Annotated in this window: 17 protein-coding genes; 5 read left to right on the top strand and 12 right to left on the bottom strand. The window is 40.1% G+C overall.

Annotation, left to right across the window (positions count from 1 at the left end; translation table 11 throughout):
* Positions 1–44 precede the first annotated feature (44 nt).
* From ACSQ8P_RS08265 to ACSQ8P_RS08245, 5 genes are all read right to left on the bottom strand, one after another.
* The gene (locus ACSQ8P_RS08265) at positions 45–1,664 is read right to left on the bottom strand and encodes an extracellular solute-binding protein (RefSeq protein WP_057308789.1); all 1,620 of its coding nucleotides are present in this window, start codon (positions 1,662–1,664) and stop codon (positions 45–47) included.
* Between the two features lie 102 nt (positions 1,665–1,766).
* Complete coding sequence (locus tag ACSQ8P_RS08260; RefSeq protein WP_057308788.1) at positions 1,767–2,663, bottom strand: carbohydrate ABC transporter permease; 897 nt, start codon at positions 2,661–2,663, stop codon at positions 1,767–1,769.
* A gap of 16 nt (positions 2,664–2,679) precedes the next feature.
* The gene (locus tag ACSQ8P_RS08255) at positions 2,680–3,675 is read right to left on the bottom strand and encodes an ABC transporter permease (RefSeq protein WP_235549570.1); all 996 of its coding nucleotides are present in this window, start codon (positions 3,673–3,675) and stop codon (positions 2,680–2,682) included.
* Positions 3,676–3,886: 211 nt separating this feature from the next.
* Positions 3,887–5,587, bottom strand: a complete 1,701-nt coding sequence (locus ACSQ8P_RS08250) for a polysaccharide lyase family protein (RefSeq protein ID WP_436234743.1) — start codon at positions 5,585–5,587, stop codon at positions 3,887–3,889.
* Between the two features lie 261 nt (positions 5,588–5,848).
* Positions 5,849–8,245, bottom strand: a complete 2,397-nt coding sequence (locus ACSQ8P_RS08245) for a glycosyl hydrolase family 95 catalytic domain-containing protein (RefSeq protein WP_057308786.1) — start codon at positions 8,243–8,245, stop codon at positions 5,849–5,851.
* Between the two features lie 239 nt (positions 8,246–8,484).
* On the opposite strand from ACSQ8P_RS08245, the gene ACSQ8P_RS08240 reads away from it, so the two are divergent.
* Positions 8,485–9,387 (top strand): AraC family transcriptional regulator, encoded by a 903-nt coding sequence (locus ACSQ8P_RS08240; RefSeq protein WP_436234742.1) that lies wholly within the window; start codon positions 8,485–8,487, stop codon positions 9,385–9,387.
* 258 nt (positions 9,388–9,645) lie between these two features.
* Here the strand turns inward: ACSQ8P_RS08240 and ACSQ8P_RS08235 are convergent, their stop codons facing one another.
* Both ACSQ8P_RS08235 and ACSQ8P_RS08230 read right to left on the bottom strand, forming a co-directional pair.
* A complete protein-coding gene (locus ACSQ8P_RS08235) occupies positions 9,646–10,932 on the bottom strand; it encodes an AbiJ-NTD4 domain-containing protein (protein WP_057308784.1) in 1,287 nt (428 codons plus the stop codon).
* A gap of 314 nt (positions 10,933–11,246) precedes the next feature.
* Positions 11,247–11,522 carry a hypothetical protein gene (locus ACSQ8P_RS08230; RefSeq protein ID WP_436234741.1) on the bottom strand — a complete coding sequence of 92 codons (276 nt, stop codon included), beginning with the start codon at positions 11,520–11,522 and terminating at the stop codon, positions 11,247–11,249.
* 499 nt (positions 11,523–12,021) lie between these two features.
* Here ACSQ8P_RS08230 and ACSQ8P_RS08225 point away from each other — a divergent pair, with 499 nt between their 5' ends.
* Genes ACSQ8P_RS08225 through ACSQ8P_RS08210 form a run of 4 tightly spaced genes read left to right on the top strand, consistent with a single transcriptional unit; the run spans position 12,022 to position 14,337 of the window.
* Positions 12,022–12,861: an SPFH domain-containing protein gene (locus tag ACSQ8P_RS08225; RefSeq protein WP_436234740.1), complete on the top strand. Its 840-nt coding sequence runs from the start codon at positions 12,022–12,024 to the stop codon at positions 12,859–12,861.
* Between the two features lie 12 nt (positions 12,862–12,873).
* Positions 12,874–13,065: a toxin-antitoxin system HicB family antitoxin gene (locus ACSQ8P_RS08220; protein ID WP_436234739.1), complete on the top strand. Its 192-nt coding sequence runs from the start codon at positions 12,874–12,876 to the stop codon at positions 13,063–13,065.
* The gene (locus ACSQ8P_RS08215; protein ID WP_436234738.1) at positions 13,046–13,492 is read left to right on the top strand and encodes a transposase; all 447 of its coding nucleotides are present in this window, start codon (positions 13,046–13,048) and stop codon (positions 13,490–13,492) included. The genes ACSQ8P_RS08220 and ACSQ8P_RS08215 overlap by 20 nt, the downstream gene beginning before the upstream one ends.
* Entirely contained in the window at positions 13,432–14,337 is a 906-nt protein-coding gene (locus ACSQ8P_RS08210) for an IS3 family transposase (RefSeq protein WP_436234737.1), read from the top strand. Before ACSQ8P_RS08215 ends, ACSQ8P_RS08210 begins: the two co-directional genes overlap by 61 nt.
* A 65-nt stretch (positions 14,338–14,402) precedes the next feature.
* Here ACSQ8P_RS08210 and ACSQ8P_RS08205 read toward each other — a convergent pair whose 3' ends face one another.
* The 5 genes from ACSQ8P_RS08205 to ACSQ8P_RS08185 form a co-directional block, all read right to left on the bottom strand.
* Complete coding sequence (locus ACSQ8P_RS08205) at positions 14,403–15,014, bottom strand: DUF4183 domain-containing protein (RefSeq protein WP_436234736.1); 612 nt, start codon at positions 15,012–15,014, stop codon at positions 14,403–14,405.
* Between the two features lie 119 nt (positions 15,015–15,133).
* Positions 15,134–16,384, bottom strand: a complete 1,251-nt coding sequence (locus ACSQ8P_RS08200; RefSeq protein WP_436234735.1) for a hypothetical protein — start codon at positions 16,382–16,384, stop codon at positions 15,134–15,136.
* Positions 16,385–16,397: 13 nt separating this feature from the next.
* Positions 16,398–17,225, bottom strand: a complete 828-nt coding sequence (locus tag ACSQ8P_RS08195; protein WP_436234734.1) for a hypothetical protein — start codon at positions 17,223–17,225, stop codon at positions 16,398–16,400.
* A complete protein-coding gene (locus tag ACSQ8P_RS08190) occupies positions 17,222–17,911 on the bottom strand; it encodes an ATP-binding cassette domain-containing protein (RefSeq protein WP_436234733.1) in 690 nt (229 codons plus the stop codon). The genes ACSQ8P_RS08195 and ACSQ8P_RS08190 overlap by 4 nt, the downstream gene beginning before the upstream one ends.
* Positions 17,908–18,294: a GntR family transcriptional regulator gene (locus ACSQ8P_RS08185; RefSeq protein WP_436234732.1), complete on the bottom strand. Its 387-nt coding sequence runs from the start codon at positions 18,292–18,294 to the stop codon at positions 17,908–17,910. Before ACSQ8P_RS08185 ends, ACSQ8P_RS08190 begins: the two co-directional genes overlap by 4 nt.
* Between the last annotated feature and the right edge of the window lie 74 nt (positions 18,295–18,368).

The following is an 18,368-nucleotide window of genomic DNA, read 5'->3' as shown; positions in this document are numbered from 1 at the left end:
TAGATATCCCCACGAACTTATTCGTGAGGATATCTCGATTTCGTTTACTTACGGAAAGTATTCAATTGATCTACATTCAAAATGCGACTTTTATTTTTTGCGTAATAATCCTTATACCAACTATCAATCTTCTGACCATTGGATTTATCCCAGTATGCTTTACTTTCCTCAAATGCCGCATCAACCGTGTACGAAGCACCGCTAACGATCGATTTTTGCCAAATATCCCAAATAGCACTTAATGCGGAAGAACTCGAAGTGGCCAAATCTTTCGGAAGTGCCGGCATATTTTCTGGATGGATGACTGGCAGTGCAGGATTAACCGTTTTATACGTTTTGTAATCAGCAGCTAGCCAATCTTCATATTTTTTCTGTAAATTGGCATCAGTGATAACTGCAGGTTTACATTTAGGATCTTCGAAGTTTTGGTTATACAGCATGACGTAATCTTTCGTATAAGATCCAACTTGATTCTTATTTTCTTCCGTTAAGGTTGGTTTAGGGCATCCATTCTCTACTTTGTAATGCTGGCCCTCCGTTCCGTATACCATCGTATTACTTGTTTCTTGCTTTAATGTAAAATCCACATATTTCATAATTGCTTCGGGATTTTTTGCCGATTCATTTATAACCCCAACTGCTTGAACAGGGTTATTCCATAATGGACCGTATTGCCCGTACGCAGTTGTCGGATATGAGATAATATCTAACTCTGCTTGCGGGTTGTTTTTCCAAAAAGTCTCAAACGCTTTAGGATCTACAAGGAGATAAGCCATGCCCAGCTTGCCGCTTAAGAAATCTTGTTTTGCTTTATTTCCATCTTTATCCGTCAAGAAGTCCTTATCAACTACTCCCGATTCAAACATTTTCTTTTTAAATTCGGTTGCTGATTTAGCGCGTTCCCAGTCGTGTGTCCATATATCGCTTTGAATTTGGAATGGAATTTTGTCCTGGAAGGTCATCGCACTTCCGAACATATGATCTATAACCGCTCCATTCCAACTGCTTAGTGCGAAACCGTACGTATCCTGTTTTCCGTTACCATCCGGATCTTGTGAAGCAAATGCTTTCGCTACATTAAGCATTTCCTCAGGTGTTTTCGGCGCTTGCAGACCCAATTTCTTTAACCAATCTGTACGAATTACTAGAGCTCCACCAGGAGTTGTGTTCTGTAGTCTTCCGAATGCATAAATTTTCCCATCATCGAAAGTTGTAGCCGTTTTCAAAAGCGGATTTTCTTGTAGACGCTTTTTATATTCGACACTGTATTTATCGATAAGTTCATCTAACGGCATCAACTGTTTCTGCGTGAATAACTGATTGCGGTAATTGCTGTCAAAATCAAAGATAAGATCAGGCGCGCTGCCGGATGCAAACAGAACATTTAATTTACTAACGGATTCGTTACGAGGAATTGGAATAAAAGAGACATTAGCCGGCGCTTTACTATTTAACCATTCCGTCCATCTATTTTTATCTACGCTGCCCTCTCCTTGGGGTATATTTCCACGGTCATAGATACTGACGGAAATATTTTTCTTCGCTTCTGGCTTAGCGCTTTCAGTTCCTTGCGAAGCAGAAGGCACTTCTTTTTCTTTTGAACACGCAGTAATGGTAAGCACGGCGGATAAAGCTACAAAAGATACTGCAATCCATTTTTTCATATACATAAGCTCCCCTAAATATTAATTTTTTAATTTTACTACTACTTATAAAAATTTCAAAGAATCCTGAGAATATCACCCCTTTCAATCTTCTTCATTCCATTAGCCTTTAATTGCCCCAAGCATAATGCCTTTGGTAAAGTGCTTTTGCACAAACGGATAAACTACAACCATCGGCAATACCATAACCATAATTGTGGCAGACTTTAACGATTCAGGTGTAATTAACATGAGTTCTTCAGGACTTGTCGCTTGTAATGCTGTTTCAAGACGTTGGCTAGAAATCATCTGTTGAAGCATCACGGCTAAATTTTGCTTATCAGGACTATTCATGTAAATCAAAACGTTCATAAAGTTATTCCAATAACTAACTGCATAAAATAAGGACAAAACCGCGATGATCGGCATCGATAAAGGAAGAACATGAGAGAGAAGATAGCGCCATTCACTACAACCATCCATTTTGGCCGACTCTTCAATCTCAGAAGGGATATTCTCAATAAATGTCTTTAGCACCAGCATGTTAAAAACATTGATTACTCCCATCAATCCTCCTTGAATACCAGGAAGCCATATTGCCCAATACGTATCTATTAAATGAAGGTTTTTAACTACCAAATAAGTCGGAATTACCCCTCCATTAAAAACGATCGTAAAAAGGATAGCCAGGGAGAAGAAACGTCTACCTACGAAGTATCCTCTCGATAATGGATACGCGCACAAAATTGTAAATACCATGCTTAGAAGTACACCAACAACAGTAATCACCGTACTATTTTTAAAATTAGTTAGCACTGTTGTATGCGTAAATAGCGTTTTATAAGCATTTAGACTAAACTCAACTGGCCACAATCCTACAAATCCAGAATCAATAGCAGATGGACTGCTAAGAGACATAGCCAATGTATGAATTAGCGGGAGTAAGCAGCTCAACGATGCTACTAACAATATGGTATTGTTTGTGATGTTAAATATTTTTTCGCCTCTTGTAATTTTCATGATGACTACGTCCTCTCTACCATAATCCGTTTCCGAATTTTCTAGCTATCCCATTAGCCAAAACGATCAATACAAGAGAAATGAAAGATTCAAATAATCCCATTGCAGAAGTTAAATTGATTTGACCGCCTTGAAGACCAAATTTGTAGATGTATGTGCTGATAATTTGTGAAACATCCGTGACCACCGGATTTTGCAAAATATAAACCTGATCAAATCCTACCTCAAGGATTCTTCCAATAGTAAGGATAAACATGATCATGATTGTCGGTGTTAACGAAGGTAAGGTGATGTTCCAAATCTTTCTCCACTTCCCTGCTCCATCAATACTGGCAGCCTCATACAGCGATGGATCAATAGCACTTAGCGCAGCCAAGTATACGATTGCCTGATATCCTGCTTCTTTCCAAACGCCTGCTCCCAAAAAGATTGCAAACCAAGATCCGGTTTGATACAAAAATGCCGTTTTGGGCAACCCGAAATACGCAATAATTTTATTAATGATTCCCGTTTCCTGTGAAAAAAGTACAACGACTACTCCGCCTACAATGACCCACGATAAAAAGTGAGGCAGATATACAAGTGTTTGCACAGTTTTTTTGTACCAACTTTTTCTCACTTCATTTAGCAAGATGGCGAGCAAGATTGGGAGAGGAAACTCAACAATCAGTTTTAATATGCTAATTCGAAAGGAATTCATGATAACTCTTACGGTATCTGGCATTTGAAACAACGCTTTGAAGTTATCGAATCCTACCCAAGGACTTCCAAAGATTCCGTCTTTGTAATTGTAATCTTTAAATGCAATAATCGTGCCCACCATAGGGATGTATTTGAATATTACAAAGTAAACAATTACCGGTGCAAACATGAGAAGCAAGGGTGCATTTCTAATTAGCATTTTTTTAAATCTGCTCTGTTTCACGATTAATCCATGTTTCTCTACTTGCACTTGACCCACTGACACTGTTTTCATATTCGCCATGCCTTCCTTTCCGTATGCTAGCTTCATCGTTGGTGCATTCCTAAGATAACAGGGATCACAATCTTTAATAAATACCTAGTTTTTAACGATACCCAGAAGTTAAATACCCATTTTTCAAGCATACCCTGAGTCTGTAACATTGAAAAAACAGCCAATATCATTCGATTTAGACCTACCCGGATTAGGAACCAAGTAACCTACTCAAATGAAATCGGCTGTTTTATTTCATACCTATTGCTTAATTAGCTTCCAACTTAATCGTATCATACAAAATGCCGCCATCTGTTCCAACGCTCTTCATTTTAAGTGATACTGTATTGGTACCAACAATGAGTAAAGAAGCTGGGAAACTAATCTCCTGTAACTGATATCTGCCACTTTCCGTAACACTCCGATACGTTGTTCCATCATTTATGCTTGAATAATCTAATGTTCCAATGTTCGTTCCGTTTACGAAGACATCAGTTATAGGATTTTTAGCTATGCTAGCCATAGCAACAGTCAAATAAGCGTTTTTACTATATGTGCTTGTAAGATTGAAATTAATATCCCAACTACCGATCTTTGTCTGGGCATAGTACCAATCGCTAGAGTGTGTAGTACCGATTGTATATGTAAAATTGGCAGGGACTTGGGCAGGCAGACCATATTGTCTAGATATGTTGCCAAATTTAAACTCTGTCGCCTTACGATCCGCTTTCCCAATTTGCCAAAGTTTATTTGTATAATTCTGTGGTGCCCATGTTAAAGTGCCTAAATCGGTCGTTATTCCACTCACTGTTATATTCTTCGAATATTGGTGAGTTATATCCCCACTAGTCGCATAGGCATATAACATATATGTACCTGGTCTAACCTTAGGGATACTGAAATTACCAGAGGAATCAACCGTAGCCCAGAACATGTAATCGTTGCCTTGTGTATAAATTTCACCTGACTTTGCCAATACAACCGTAGCTCCTGAAGTCGATCTGCCATCAGCAACCTGTAGATTACCCGTTACTGTAGACCGCGATAATGGATAGCTGGAATCGGAGAGCCAACTATAAGGCCACGCAGCTCTTTCTGTGGAAGATCTTGATACGGCATCGGAACTGCTTCCATTATTAACGTACACCAGCCACGGTCCGAATATTTTTCCACTCGGGAGAGTTCTGCTGCCAGTTCCAAAATGACTGGAGGTCAGCATGTTTAATACCACTGCATCTCCAGTGTTACTTTCTAAATGTACCATCAAATCCTGTTTCAATGGTCCACCGTCATTATATTCTTTACTTGCAGGAATTACCCAAACGCCATAGCCATTGCCATAAACGCCATGCACAAAATCGTTTTTATAATAACCTGCCCAATCATACTTCGTGTAGATAGTACCATCAGCTAATTGATAGGTGCTGTCTTGTAATTCCGTGGCGCCTTGAATTTGTGCGAGTGTCGGCAAAGAACCACTTCTTTCACCAATATAAGCGTTTCGAAAAATTTGACCATCCACTCGATAGACTGTCCTTAGCTCAGCAATTGTTCCAACGGAGTCTGTCACATAATACGAGTACACCCCACTAACCCCACTTCGCACAACGTAATGCAGTTCCCCTGCTGAACCTACATACGCAATATCTACCATATCAGAGGTGTTTGTCACTATCTGGAGTTGAGTTGGTGAAAGGCCTCCATTTTCCGTTGACCAATAAAAGCCTGCTGCAGATCCAATTAACTCTGTGCCGCCTTTTTCAAGAGAAACCCCCTTTCCAGAGCTATCAAACCTTATTGTTATGTACTCATTTGAAATAGTTGCAGTTCTTGCGGTGGTGTCAGCGGTCAGTGTCACTGTACCTGCTGCGCTAGCAATTGGTAACGGGCTTACCTTCTGCATGCAGAAGACGATGGACAGTAATACGAAAGCAAGGATTATACGAAAGTTTTTACTAATCATTGACATAAAAAACCTCCAATTCATTTTTGGTTTGACTTTTTCGTCTGATTTTCATGTAAAACCTACACCTTCATTTTTGTAACCGCTTACTCTGTTACATATATCTCACCCCCTTTATTTCCAATAGAGGTTTTACAAAGAAAGAGGAACGTTTTAAAGCACTGTGTACATATATATAAAAAATAACCAGACAGTCTCATTGATGATTTTGTCTGGTTATGTGCAAGAAAGATATGAATTAGCACAAACAATTTTATATTTTTGCTACTACTCTGTGACTGTTATTACCAACGATTGCCCTGCCATCATCTTCAACTCGTAATATCCTTTACCGAAAGTGGATGAAGCAATCGCAACGCCTGAACCTGAGAAACTATACTCGTTAAACCACTCAGGCAACTTCAAAGTTATGTTTGTCTCCCTATTGGCAACAAGATTTGCTTGAAACTTTCCAATCTGTTTATCCCATGACATTGAAATCGTCCCCGTAGTGAAGCAAAGTCCTGTGAATTCGCCCTTTTTCCATTTGTCTGGCACGGCAGGTAACAACTTGACTAACCAAGGTGAAACATAAAGAAGCATTTCCTGTACGGCGTTAACCCATCCCATTGAAGCATCCAATTGAATTGGAGCCTCGACCATGTTCATGCAGATCCCCATATTTCTCCAGTCATTATGCAGTGTAAAGAAATTATTCAATAGGCATGATCTAGATAGAATATCAAGACATTCGACGGCACTGCTTCCGTCCCCCAAGCGTGCATAAACGGCTGCCATATGGGCAAGAGACCAACCGCTCTGCGCGCCGATCAATCTTTTCTTTACTGCCGTCTCGAATGCATCAAACAATTCAGGAGAAAGCTCTCTAGTGAATTCTTGACCTGGGAAAATCGGATAAATATGCGACAAATGGCGGTGCTCATAGCGATCGTCAAAGTCTGGATGCATCCATTCACGAAGTGCACCATCTTCATTGATCTGATAGGCTGGTATACGCTCGAGCAGATTTGCCCATTTGCCAATTTCATCTGCATATACACCAACTTCTTGACTGCCTTGAATAAGATGTGTCAGCAGCTCTTTTAAAATAGCCAGATCCATGGTAGCATTGATCGTCGTAGGCATTGGGTGTGCAAGTGGTTTGCCATCTTTCGGCATGAAATTAAGTGGCGTATTTTCTGGAGATACGGATGGAAAATAACAAATTCGGCCATTTTCGTCCGTATCCAGATAATCTTCATAGAACATCGCAATCTGCTTCATAAAAGGCAGTACTTTCTCAAGTAGGAATTCCTTGTCTCCCGTGTATAAGTAATATTCATAATAATGTCTAGCCAACCAACCTGCAGCACTCGTCCAATTCATAATGACAGGAACGATCTGGTTAGGAACACCAATTCCAGGAGTTGTACCAGCAGGAATATAGATTCCACGACAACCAAAGAGTTTCTTCGCATTATCCTTGAAATCATCCATCATACTTTCATAGTAATGTACCAACGCCGGCATCATCTCACTTAAACCTCCAGCCATGGCGTGCCAATACATCATCTGAACGTTCTCATTAGCCATATTATGGGACCATGTAAGCTTGTAATCCCCTGCCCACAGTCCATACATTTCGAATGGCATGCCGTCTGAAGCTGTACCCGATATAAACAAGTACCTTCCGTATGCCCACATTTTTTCAATTAAGCTAGTAGGTGCCTCACCATCGTAAGCATGCAGCAGTAACTCTTCATTTGATAGATGATCCTGTTCGCCGAATAAGTTTAATGTAGTGGATAAAAACAATCTCTGATGCTCAATAAGATGAGAAGCAAGTAGCTGTTTATAGGTCTGATCCATGCTTGAAAGCTCATTATGTAATCTTATCCATTCTTGTTCTCTGTCTCCATGGGTGAACACTTTCGCCAAGGCTAGAACTTTATTTGCCTCTGCAAATTGAATTTTTCCATCCTTAGCGGTGATTCGTCCATCTGATGCAATAACTCGCAGCACAGCACCAAAGTCTTTTCCATCATCATTTGTAGCTGCATAGTACAAGTAAGAGCCATCCGTTTTGACCTCGAGCGTTTCCGCCAATTTTTTATATACAGCCAAGGAATCAGGATCATCTGTCTGATGTAAATTTAACCAAAACTCCCCTTCTACTATTCCCTCAGAACTGCTAATTTCATAGACAACTACATCGTCCGTACGGGAAACAAATAGTTTTCTTTCATATTCTATGTTAGCATCTTCCCATCGGACTGTTACTTCACCTGTTTCCATGTCCACACTTCTACCATACTTACGAAATGCCCCGGAACATGGCATCGATAGCTTAATATCACCTAATGGAAGTCTTGAGGCTAACTCGGTTGCATAACCTGAATCTTTAACCTGGTTTGTTAGATGCCAACTAGCCTCCAAATACTTGCTTTCGAGCATCAGCTTTCTCGTTTCTGCTAAGGTATGCCCCACGTCTGGTAATGTATCCTTGCGACCTAAATGCCATAACTTATTATGATTGAGTAGAATTGTCTCTTCCTTTACACCACCATACACGGAAGCTCCAATCTTTCCATTCCCCGATGGTAAACCTTCTCTCCACATATTTCTCCACCAGGAAGCAGGATATTTTAAATTAAGTTTATTTTTGGTAACTTCACTATTTGTCATTTATCGTATCTCCTCTTCAAGTAAATTCATTTTTATAATACTTGCTTATATGGCAGCTGTCTTTGCATAAAAGCAAATGATTTGTCCTTTTTTCCAATATAAATTAACTGGCTTTTTTGTTTCGATGTCTCTAGAATAATAAACATCTGAGAAACTACAATTATGATCTTGTAGCACAAATAGCACTGCGCTATAGTATATTTATATAGAAAAATCTAGATTAGTCGGGATGTGCCGCTATGAAAATTCCTCTCTACCGTTATAGAGTTGATTACTTGACGCGCTATTCGGATATTAATCCAATGCTTCTATTTGCACAGAAGTACGAATTCATAGAAACTGAACAATCTCCCCTGAGGCGATGTTATGCTAATGCGATTATTCTCGTCGAAGAAGGAAGTGGTGTGCTTTTATTAAATGGAATAGAGCACCCTATGCAGGCAGGTTCAATTGTGTTTATCGCATCTGGAGTCCCTCATCAATGGATATCCCATAATGAGCAATTAATGATCCATCGCTGTGCTTATTTTGATTGGAAATATACGAACAGACCTGATTTTAATTATCAAAAAGATTACTTTGCATCAATCGAGCAACCATTTAGGGAAGAATGGACGAGTTTTTTTCCAAGCTTAAAGATCCATACGGTAATGAAAGTCAGTAATATATCAATCTGGCTATCACACTACAATGCCTTTACTCAACCCCCAGCCGTACTCGGAGCACGAAGCCCAATTGAATCCCTGCAATATAACGCTGCTTTCCAAACGTTCCTTTACCAATATTTATCGTTTGCTGTAAAAAATGACTCGTGGTACGAGCCTCGAATTGCCCAAATTCTTGAGAAGATTGAAAGCATACCATTTGAGCAAGCGGAAATCGATATTTATCAATGGGCGAAGGATCTTAACATCGGGAAGAGTCGTTTTCATCAGTTATTTAAAAATGAAACAGGATATACTCCAAAAGAGTATGTTCAGCGGCGAAGACTCTATCAGGCTGCAAAAGATTTATGTACAAGCAATTTAAGCGTTAGTGAAATCGCTCATAAGTACAACTTCTCTTCCATCCATTACTTCTCCAGGATGTTTAGAAACGTGATGGGGTTTTCTCCATCCCAATATAAAGCTAGGTATCAGTGATCTGCTATTTACTCATATTTATAATTTTAGTTATGAAGTACATGAACAAAAAGACGACTCAATTCCATTCGGAATTGAGTCGCCTTTCTTTATTTTCATGAAGGTTTTTCTATAAACAGTTCATAGCCAAATGGTCCATTACTACTCATTCCTTAATCGCACGGTATCGAAACCCGACAAATTCGGCCTCCCCGTTCCCTGTCGCATACAATAAAGGGCTGCACGCGGCAGACGTTAATTTAATTAATCTAGATCACCTTAGGCTAAATATTGAACCGAAACTGAAATTAGTGATAGACAACGCTTATAAAAATAATCATAGTGTCTATCATCCTCAATATTGATTTTTGTTGTTTCATGATGACGAATCCTAAAGCTGTTCCCGATTTGCGTAAGCTCAATAAATTCCTTTTCAAATAGATCCATATAATGAGCTTTTTGACCGCTCATATCTCCAATAATCTTACTTACAGATTTCTTCTTGTCCAAAGTAGGAGAATAGTATGTTTTAAGCCTCTCAAAAGCGTCCCATAGTTTTTCAACAGCAATATTAAGATTACCTTTATCGTAATAGTTTGCTGCTTCTTGGAGCAACTCTTTGAGACCTGCTTCCTGAATCGGTATTAATGCACTATCCTTTATTTGTATATTAAATGTGCTTGCGACTTTACCATTACTCAGCTTGAAAGGAACTTCATTCAGTTTAAAAATTGCATTAACTTCTGCCTCGAAATCGGTATTCTTGTTATAATTTTCAAAAAACTCTATTGCATCGAGTACACAATTGGGTGAACTTGAAAACACAAAATCTTTTAAGTTATTAGTTTCCTCATACTGACCCTGCTCATTAAAACATTTAGGTATGTAAAATTGCCGAATATCAGCGATAACCTCTTCATTTGTTGTAACATCGTAATCCCAACCAGTAGTTTTATCTGTTTTTCGATAAACATCATTATTTTTTTCAAACAGTTGATATATTTGATTCCTAGCGTTCTTTTTGATTGAAATTGGCATTCTTTTCTCTTTAATTGCCTTTTGATTCCTTTGAGAAAACGGAATAAATAGTTTGTTTTCTGCTAAATTATAAATCCTCCAACTATAGACATCCCGGTTGGAAATCTTTCCTGCTGGGAAAACTTCATACCCATCGTTTTTAAGGAATTTGTTAACTTCGTCCAGAAACTTTTCCCAATATCCATTCTCGTTTCTTACTGTCGGATGAAAAATCTCACAGATGAATTTTAAATATATTTCATCACTTCCGTTTTTTAATTGGAATCGTTCGTCTTCAAATACCCAACAAAATGGATAATCATCATTGTTTACTGTATGTTGCCAAATATCTTCTTCAGCATTGCAGTACCTTTTATCTAGACTTGGCATTTCCTTTAAATCATATAGTCTCTTGCAAAACTCGAATTCTTCTAACCTTCCAAAGTAATTGTACTGCACTTTTTGCATCTCCCATAAATCAGGTATATCCATCCCATATTTAAACAAATCGAAAATATCACGTTTGGTTATCTCACTTATGGAATTCATTTGTTTGATTGCTACTCCTTTGTTACGATTGTTGACAGAATAATCTAATTTCTAAGATTTACTAATATTATTGGATTAAATAAATGAAATTTCCAGAGTCGGGCTATTCATTCAAACTCTTCAAAGCGATACACTATAGCGCAAATTTCAAACGTGGTCCTATTTCCTTGAACACTTCCCTAATAAAGGCGTTTGGACACACTTCGTCCTCTCATAATCAGCCGCTAGTGTAGAGTTATCTGTCCAATGACACAAATGCATCCTAGCCAAAATTAATGGATATTGAGATTTGTAATGTTAAAATGTTATTTGTATTAACCATATTCTGGCTTACTTACAAATCCAAAGGCATTCCATAAATAGTTAATAATTGTTAAAATAACCCTTTCTAAATCTTGATTTACATGCGAATCAATCATTATTTCTGGTAGTTGAAGGAAGTCATCATCAATTGATTGAGGAGCTGAAATTATGCTTGCTACTATGTGGCGAATAATACAGGTAAACTTGAGAGGTACCCATTGCTTCGACACTAAATTTGATATCCCGGTCAATATATGCCTAAATAATCTCAATGTAAGCTCCTGCATATATACCAGTGGCAAAGGTTAGGACCGCACCTCCAATAATTGTAATAGAAATAATAATTTCTTTCACTTTGTTAATACTCCCTATTTACTTACATAATATTCCACAATAAATATTCGACATGATTCGCGATATTCCTTGTCCTGCACAGTCAGTTGGAGTGGATTACTACAAAGAGACTCTCAGCAACGGGCTAAGGGTCTCAGTTCTTAAGACAAGGCATTCCGCTCTTTAGTTTTAGTTTAATGCCCGCCGGCAACAGCCTTTATCATAAACTAATAACGAACCTCAAATAATAAAAAAATGGGCGTTCACAAAAGTAAACACCCACTAACGAACTTTATTTTCCACTAACACACTTTATTTTCCACTAACGATCTTTATTTTCCTTGATCAGCCGCACATATCCCTCCCACGAACGCATAATTTCATTTTACAATTATAGTAAAAAGTGATATCATTTAAATATCAAAATAATATACGCGAGGGGGTTTTCAACGTATGAAAGAAACTAACGCATGGGCACTTAATGGCTTTATTGGCTTACTCTTATTTTTCGCCGCGCTCGGCCTAGGCATTTACAGTTTCACACAACAGAGCTTTTTAATTGGGGCTATTTTAATCATAGTTAGCATCATCTCCCTGACGACAGTTAATGTCGTTCAGCCGAATCAAGCCTCGGTCATTACTTTTTTCGGGAGCTATCTAGGGACGATTCGCAAAAGTGGCATGTGGCTCGTAGTTCCCTTCTCTTCACATAAGAAAATATCACTGCGGGTTCGTAATTTTAACAGTGTCAAATTAAAAGTGAATGATATCGATGGAAATCCGATTGAAATTGCTGCTGTGATCGTGTTTAAAGTCGTTGATACGTACAAGGCTTTATTCGATGTAGATAGTTATGAGAAATTCGTTGAAATTCAAAGTGAGACTGCACTACGTCATGTTGCCAGCAAGTATCCTTATGATCGTTACGAAACAGAAGGCTATTCGTTAAGAGGGAATGCCGATGAGGTTGCGGCTGAGCTCAGTACAGAGCTTCAACATCGTCTTTCCGTTGCAGGTGTTGAGGTGATTGAGTCCCGTCTGACTCACCTGGCCTACTCCACCGAAATTGCCAGCGCCATGCTGCAGCGCCAACAAGCATCAGCGATTTTATCCGCACGCTCCATTATTGTAGAAGGCGCCGTTGGCATGGTTCAAATGGCTGTCGAACAATTGGAAGCCCAGGGTTTGCAGCTTGACGAGGAGCGTAAAGCGGCCATGATCAACAATCTCCTAGTTGCGATTGTATCTGATCGTTCAGCAACCCCGGTCATTAATACCGGATCGTTGTACTAACGGAGCCATGTTATGGCTGCCAAGAAAAATTTCCCGCTTCGACTAGACCCAAAGCTTCACCAAGCTCTTGAGCAGTGGGCTGAGGACGAGTTCCGAAGTGTTAACGGACACATTGAATATTTACTCCGAGAAGCGCTCCTCCGTTCGGGAAGGCTCCCCAAAGCTAGTGCCGCGCAGCAAACGAATGAAGAATTGGACAACTAACAAAAAACATCTTACATGCTGTATGAAGTGCACCCCTTATAATGAACATTGGAAAAACCCCCTGGGTAAACCGATGAATTATAAGGGGTGCATTTTTTATGGCGATCAAAGGACAAACGTTAAGCATTATCCAGAATCCATCAAGACAGAGGCCATTCGGTTACATATGGTGGAGGGATGGAGCTACAGAGAGATCACAGAACATTTGGAAATACATGACAAGGGTCGGGTCAAGAAGTGGATGAGGAAGTACCGCGAGTGCGGTGAAGAAAGTTTCAAGGACAAGCGTGGAGTACCGTTTCGGACAGAGACAGAGCAGGAGCGCCTGATTCGACAGTTGCAGCTAGAGGTAGATGTGCTAAAAAAGTGGTTACAAATCTTGAATCGGGAGGTGCGCAAAAGAGATACCACATCGTTAATGAACTGAAGGAAGAGCAAAGTGTAAAGGGTCTATGCTCTTACTTGGGAATAAGCAGAAGTGGTTACTACGCCTATGTAAAACGTAGTAAGACAGATCCTGACGAAGAATTAAAGCTCAAAATCCTAGCAATCTATGAGCAGCGCAATAAGATTCTAGGATACCGCCGTATTCAAGATGAGTTGTATCGTCAATACAACCTTATCGTCAATCATAAGAAGGTTCTACGCCTCATGCAGAGCCTAGGAATAAAGTCGATTATCCGACGTAAATATGTTCACCGAACCAGCCATGAAGCAGCTGTATCCGATGGGAGAATCGCTGAGAACTTGCTACAACGAGACTTCCATGCTGATGGTCCAAATCAAAAGTGGGTTACCGATGTTACGCAGTATCGTGTATTTGATGATCGCCTTTATTTGTCCGCCGTAAAGGATCTATGGAACGGAGAAATCGTGGCTTATCACATCAGTAACCGTAATGATAATCCGCTTGTACTAGAGACGTTTAGAAAGGCATTTAAAACGCAAACAGACGTGACTGGCAACATCCCGGGATTGATCGTTCACAGCGATCAGGGATACCAGTACACGTCTCATGCCTACTACGACATGCTGCCAAAGGTTGGCGCCCGAATCAGCATGTCACGCCGAGGAAATTGTTATGACAATGCCTCAATCGAAAGCTTCTTCTCTCATCTAAAAGTGGAAGCTCTCTATCCCTATGATATCCGAACCATTGAACAAGCACAAAGGCGAATTGAAGAATTTATTCGATTTTATAACGAGGAAAGAGCACAGAGAAAACTAAATAAGCTGACGCCGGTTGAGTACCGACGCCAGCTTGCTGCCTAGGGCTTTTTTCAGTGTCCATTAAATGGGGTCTTGACCAGTAGCCATGTAAGATGTTTTTTGTTTTCTTAAGTTGTAACATTGATCGCTGGTGCAGAAATGGTCTGTGGTACAGTAATCGCAGAGCTTGTATTTGAGAAATCTGCAACTTCAAGAACGACAGGTGTGCCAACTGATGCTCCGATCGTATCAAGCACCAATGAAGCCGTAGTTAGAGTCGAGAGAGCGGCTTCTTGCAACACACCATTGACGTATACATTGATATATCCGCTTGTAGGCACTGCTGGTAGTGAGTTCGGGTCTACGGGATCTCCATTATCATCAAGGAACTCTTCTGCAAGAATGGTTGTTTCCGTACCCGAAATCATACTTACCTTCGAAATTAACGTTATCGTACCTTTATCTATCTGGTAGAGCGTGCTAGGCTGGAGTACACCATTAACGAAAACTTGTGAAAAAGTAACAGCTTTCGGGTCAGGAATCGATTGAGCGCCATAACCTTTGGTACGATCCTCTTCCGTATAGCAACGCTTGTCTCCATCTGAAATTGCGTAAAAGAAATAAGTTTTCGCTCCATATTTGGCCTTAAATACCCGTTCTTTGCTCTTTTTCGGCTTTCGGACAGTAGTTTCAAGACATTTTCGCTTCCGGATGTGAATCACCTCACTGACCCCACTCATAGATTATGATATCCTATGCGAAAAACTTTACCTGAAATTGGATATTGATCGCGGTACTTATCCCCATTTATGACATGCAAAACCCCCTGATCAATGTGATTAGGGGGTTTTCATCTCTGCTATTCCTTGATATGCAAGCCGTACACGCTGATATTCCCGAGTCTATCTGCATCTTTTCGCCGTACCTCTGCCTGATAGATCACATTCCCCGTTTGCAGATCAACAATAGCTACGGCTGGGTTGCGACGACCATCAAACATCAGGATATGTAACCGATTCTTCTCAAGTAGGTTGGCATTTATTCGGCCCCATTCCTTCTGGATAGCTTGCAGTGATAACTTAACATCACTGATTACTTTATTTGCAGCTAAATCGATACGAATAACACGTGAGTCTAACTTCTGAGAGAGGGATGTCAAAGTTAACTCTTCATTCGTATGCTGGATTGAAACCCCCATCTCTTGATCCTCCATCAAAGAACTATACAATGCATCATTCTGAACAGTCTCCCACTTACCATTCCAAAGGTCATAAATAAGAATCTCCCGTTTTACTAGCCCTTCATATCTCTGTTCAGCCTGATTTCCGGCCTTATCTATTTTCTTTGTTTCACTTTGATGAAAGATCGCATACCCATTCGATCCAATGAGATCGGTTGCCCACATATAGTTTGTGCTAATTAGATTCTCACTTTCTTGTTTGTTAGCAGGTAGAATGGGCTCGCTGGACATTAAGCTCTTCTTCTCAAGGTCAATGGTATACATCTGATACCTAGCATCCTTAAATTGAATACCATAATCGTTACCAACTTGTTGTCGATTAGCGAGTACTTTCATGATCCCATCTTTCACTTGTACATCATAAATACGTATAATTTCATCGTTTCTTTTATCCGACTGAATCTCGAAGCTTGTTACTACTTTCTCCAATTTCCACTTTACTGATATTTTCAGAAGATTGGATTGCCCCTTCGCAGGATACTGGCTATAACTTGGACTATCCGAGCCTACATATGCAAGCACTTTGTCATCATTGTAAAAGGAGCTAACAGCGTTCTTCCCTCGCATAAAGGAGCGATTCTCCTTGACGAGTATTTTCAATTGCTCCTGACGATACATCGTCGAATCTAGCGATTCTACATAGGACATTTTGTCCGATTCGTACTCGCTTCCCTGTGTAGAAATCCATAAAGGCTTGGCATTTATTTGAGCCTCAACCTGCAAACTTGCTCCTTCGCTATCCTGGCCATTAATCGTTTGCAACAAATAATCTGGTTTCTGATCACCAGCGCCTGACACATAATATGTACCTATCGCTAATAGACAAAAGGGTATCAGTACGACAAGCAGCCAGTATCGTTTGATCTGCACAAGATTCCCTCCTTTACACGGTCACTTTTTTTCGCAGTAAAAATGAGCTAACTTGGATTGAAATCGCAATAATCCCAATCCCCATACACACTTGGAGTAACAATAGTTCGCTGGGATATAGGAATAAAGAGCGTCTATTTATTACATATGGCGCTACGATTATAAATAAAGCGGCCACACTGTACAGAATACCTGCAACAATGCCCTTCCATCGATAACTTCGTTCCAGAAGAACGGCAGTAAAGAGTACAAAGACACCTAGTATGCCAGCGCCATAATACAAAATAAATTGCATACCATAAGTAGGCATAAATAAGTTTAGCAAAGGATCTCTGCGGATCAGTTCTCCGATAGTAACCGCTTCTCGAAGCTCAACTGGAATGATCGCAAGGAAGGTTGCCAATTGAAGTGGAATCACCACAATCTGCAATGAGACAAAGCCAAATACAAATAGTACAATCGCGCTTAATTTAGCGAAATATACGTTCATTCGAGATGTTGGCAGCATAAGCAGTCGATAAGCAAACGTATTCCGGCCGAACCATTCCTTGTACCAAATTATAAAAATATAAAGAACTAAAACGATTGCACATAAACTGATGGCTCCTTCGTACCATAACGCATTAAACATATAAGAGAGATTCAATTTCTGAAATCTTTCTGCGTATAGTGCCTCTGTTCCACCGTTTCCGTCCATCCAGGTATGAACACTGCTGAGAAACGAATGGGATGTGAGCCAAATCCCAGAAAATTGTGATACCAATAGCAGAAGTGCCAAGGCACCATACAGTTTGCTAAACCGTACAATTTCCCAGTTCAACAGCTTGATATAGTATTTCAAGTCACATACACCTCTCTCATGACATCCACAACGGACTTCCCTTCGTTCGATCGCATTTCCTCTGGATAAAACTGTTTTCGAACCCGCCCTCCATCCAGCAAAACGACTTTATCAATTAAATGCTCGATATCTTGGATTTCGTGTGTTGTGATCAGAACACCGCGGTCTTCCATCAAATGGCTGGTAAATACAGCTGTAATTTGCTCGCGACTGAACATGTCAATCCCCGAGAATGGCTCGTCCATGAGTAAATAATCTGCATCCAAAGAAAGTCCCAGCAACAGATTCGCCTTTGCGGAGTTCCCTTTTGACAAGCTGGAAAGTCGATCCTCAGGATTCAATTTGAAAAAGACGATCAACGCTTCCGCCCTCGCTTCATTCCAGTTTGCATAGAAATCCTTCATAAAAAGCATCGCTTCATTTATTTTCATGTGAGAGGGCATCGTTAGGGTGTCAGGAATAAATACAACCTTCTCATACGTTTTCGTTGTTGGAACCTGACCATCCACACGTATGGCTCCGCCTTGAATGGGGGTCAGCCCCATGATTGCCTTCATGATCGTAGATTTGCCCACTCCGTTTATCCCAATCAAACAGGTGATTTGGCCTTTCTCCGCGGTAAAGGAAATGAGATCCAACACATTTTTTCGCCCATATCGCTTCACAAGTCCATCCACTTCAATCATTCCGAAACCTCCCTTCCACGTTCAGCCTCATACTTTTCTTTAACAACACGCAGTAATTCATCCGTTGGCAGCCCAATCTTGCTAATGGATTGAACGAACACGCCAACGGCTTCTTGAATGAGTTCTTCACGAATGGTATTCAAAATATGCTTATCCGTCGTTATCCGACTCGGGGAATTACCTGCAGTTGTGATCAACTTCTGCTCCTCCATTTCTTTATAAGCCTTCTGTGCGGTATTCGGATTGATTTGAAGCAGCCCTGCTAGCTCACGCCTCGACGGGATTTCTTGTCCGCCTATCAGCTTGCCAGTGGCAATTTCTTCTTTGAAATACCTTACAACCTGCAGATAAACGGGATCGCGATTATTAAACGTAATGTTCATCTACCCATCTCCTATGTTCCTTTCTAGATAAAACTGGAATTATTTAGTGTATGTACTAACTGGTTCATACACTT

The organism is Paenibacillus sp. LjRoot153 (assembly GCF_964253085.1).
Classification (GTDB): Bacteria; Bacillota; Bacilli; order Paenibacillales; family NBRC-103111; genus Paenibacillus_E.
This window is presented reverse-complemented; position numbering and strand designations above follow the sequence as displayed.

Bases quoted from the DNA above. Each gene is read 5' to 3' on its own strand.
- ACSQ8P_RS08265 (WP_057308789.1), bottom strand. From the start codon at position 1,664: ATGAAAAAATGGATTGCAGTATCTTTTGTAGCTTTATCCGCCGTGCTT.
- ACSQ8P_RS08260 (WP_057308788.1), bottom strand. From the start codon at position 2,663: ATGAAAATTACAAGAGGCGAAAAAATATTTAACATCACAAACAATACC.
- ACSQ8P_RS08255 (WP_235549570.1), bottom strand. From the start codon at position 3,675: ATGAAGCTAGCATACGGAAAGGAAGGCATGGCGAATATGAAAACAGTG.
- ACSQ8P_RS08250 (WP_436234743.1), bottom strand. From the start codon at position 5,587: ATGTCAATGATTAGTAAAAACTTTCGTATAATCCTTGCTTTCGTATTA.
- ACSQ8P_RS08245 (WP_057308786.1), bottom strand. From the start codon at position 8,245: ATGACAAATAGTGAAGTTACCAAAAATAAACTTAATTTAAAATATCCT.
- ACSQ8P_RS08240 (WP_436234742.1), top strand. From the start codon at position 8,485: ATGAAAATTCCTCTCTACCGTTATAGAGTTGATTACTTGACGCGCTAT.
- ACSQ8P_RS08235 (WP_057308784.1), bottom strand. From the start codon at position 10,932: ATGAATTCCATAAGTGAGATAACCAAACGTGATATTTTCGATTTGTTT.
- ACSQ8P_RS08230 (WP_436234741.1), bottom strand. From the start codon at position 11,522: ATGCAGGAGCTTACATTGAGATTATTTAGGCATATATTGACCGGGATA.
- ACSQ8P_RS08225 (WP_436234740.1), top strand. From the start codon at position 12,022: ATGAAAGAAACTAACGCATGGGCACTTAATGGCTTTATTGGCTTACTC.
- ACSQ8P_RS08220 (WP_436234739.1), top strand. From the start codon at position 12,874: ATGGCTGCCAAGAAAAATTTCCCGCTTCGACTAGACCCAAAGCTTCAC.
- ACSQ8P_RS08215 (WP_436234738.1), top strand. From the start codon at position 13,046: ATGAAGAATTGGACAACTAACAAAAAACATCTTACATGCTGTATGAAG.
- ACSQ8P_RS08205 (WP_436234736.1), bottom strand. From the start codon at position 15,014: ATGAGTGGGGTCAGTGAGGTGATTCACATCCGGAAGCGAAAATGTCTT.
- ACSQ8P_RS08190 (WP_436234733.1), bottom strand. From the start codon at position 17,911: ATGATTGAAGTGGATGGACTTGTGAAGCGATATGGGCGAAAAAATGTG.
- ACSQ8P_RS08185 (WP_436234732.1), bottom strand. From the start codon at position 18,294: ATGAACATTACGTTTAATAATCGCGATCCCGTTTATCTGCAGGTTGTA.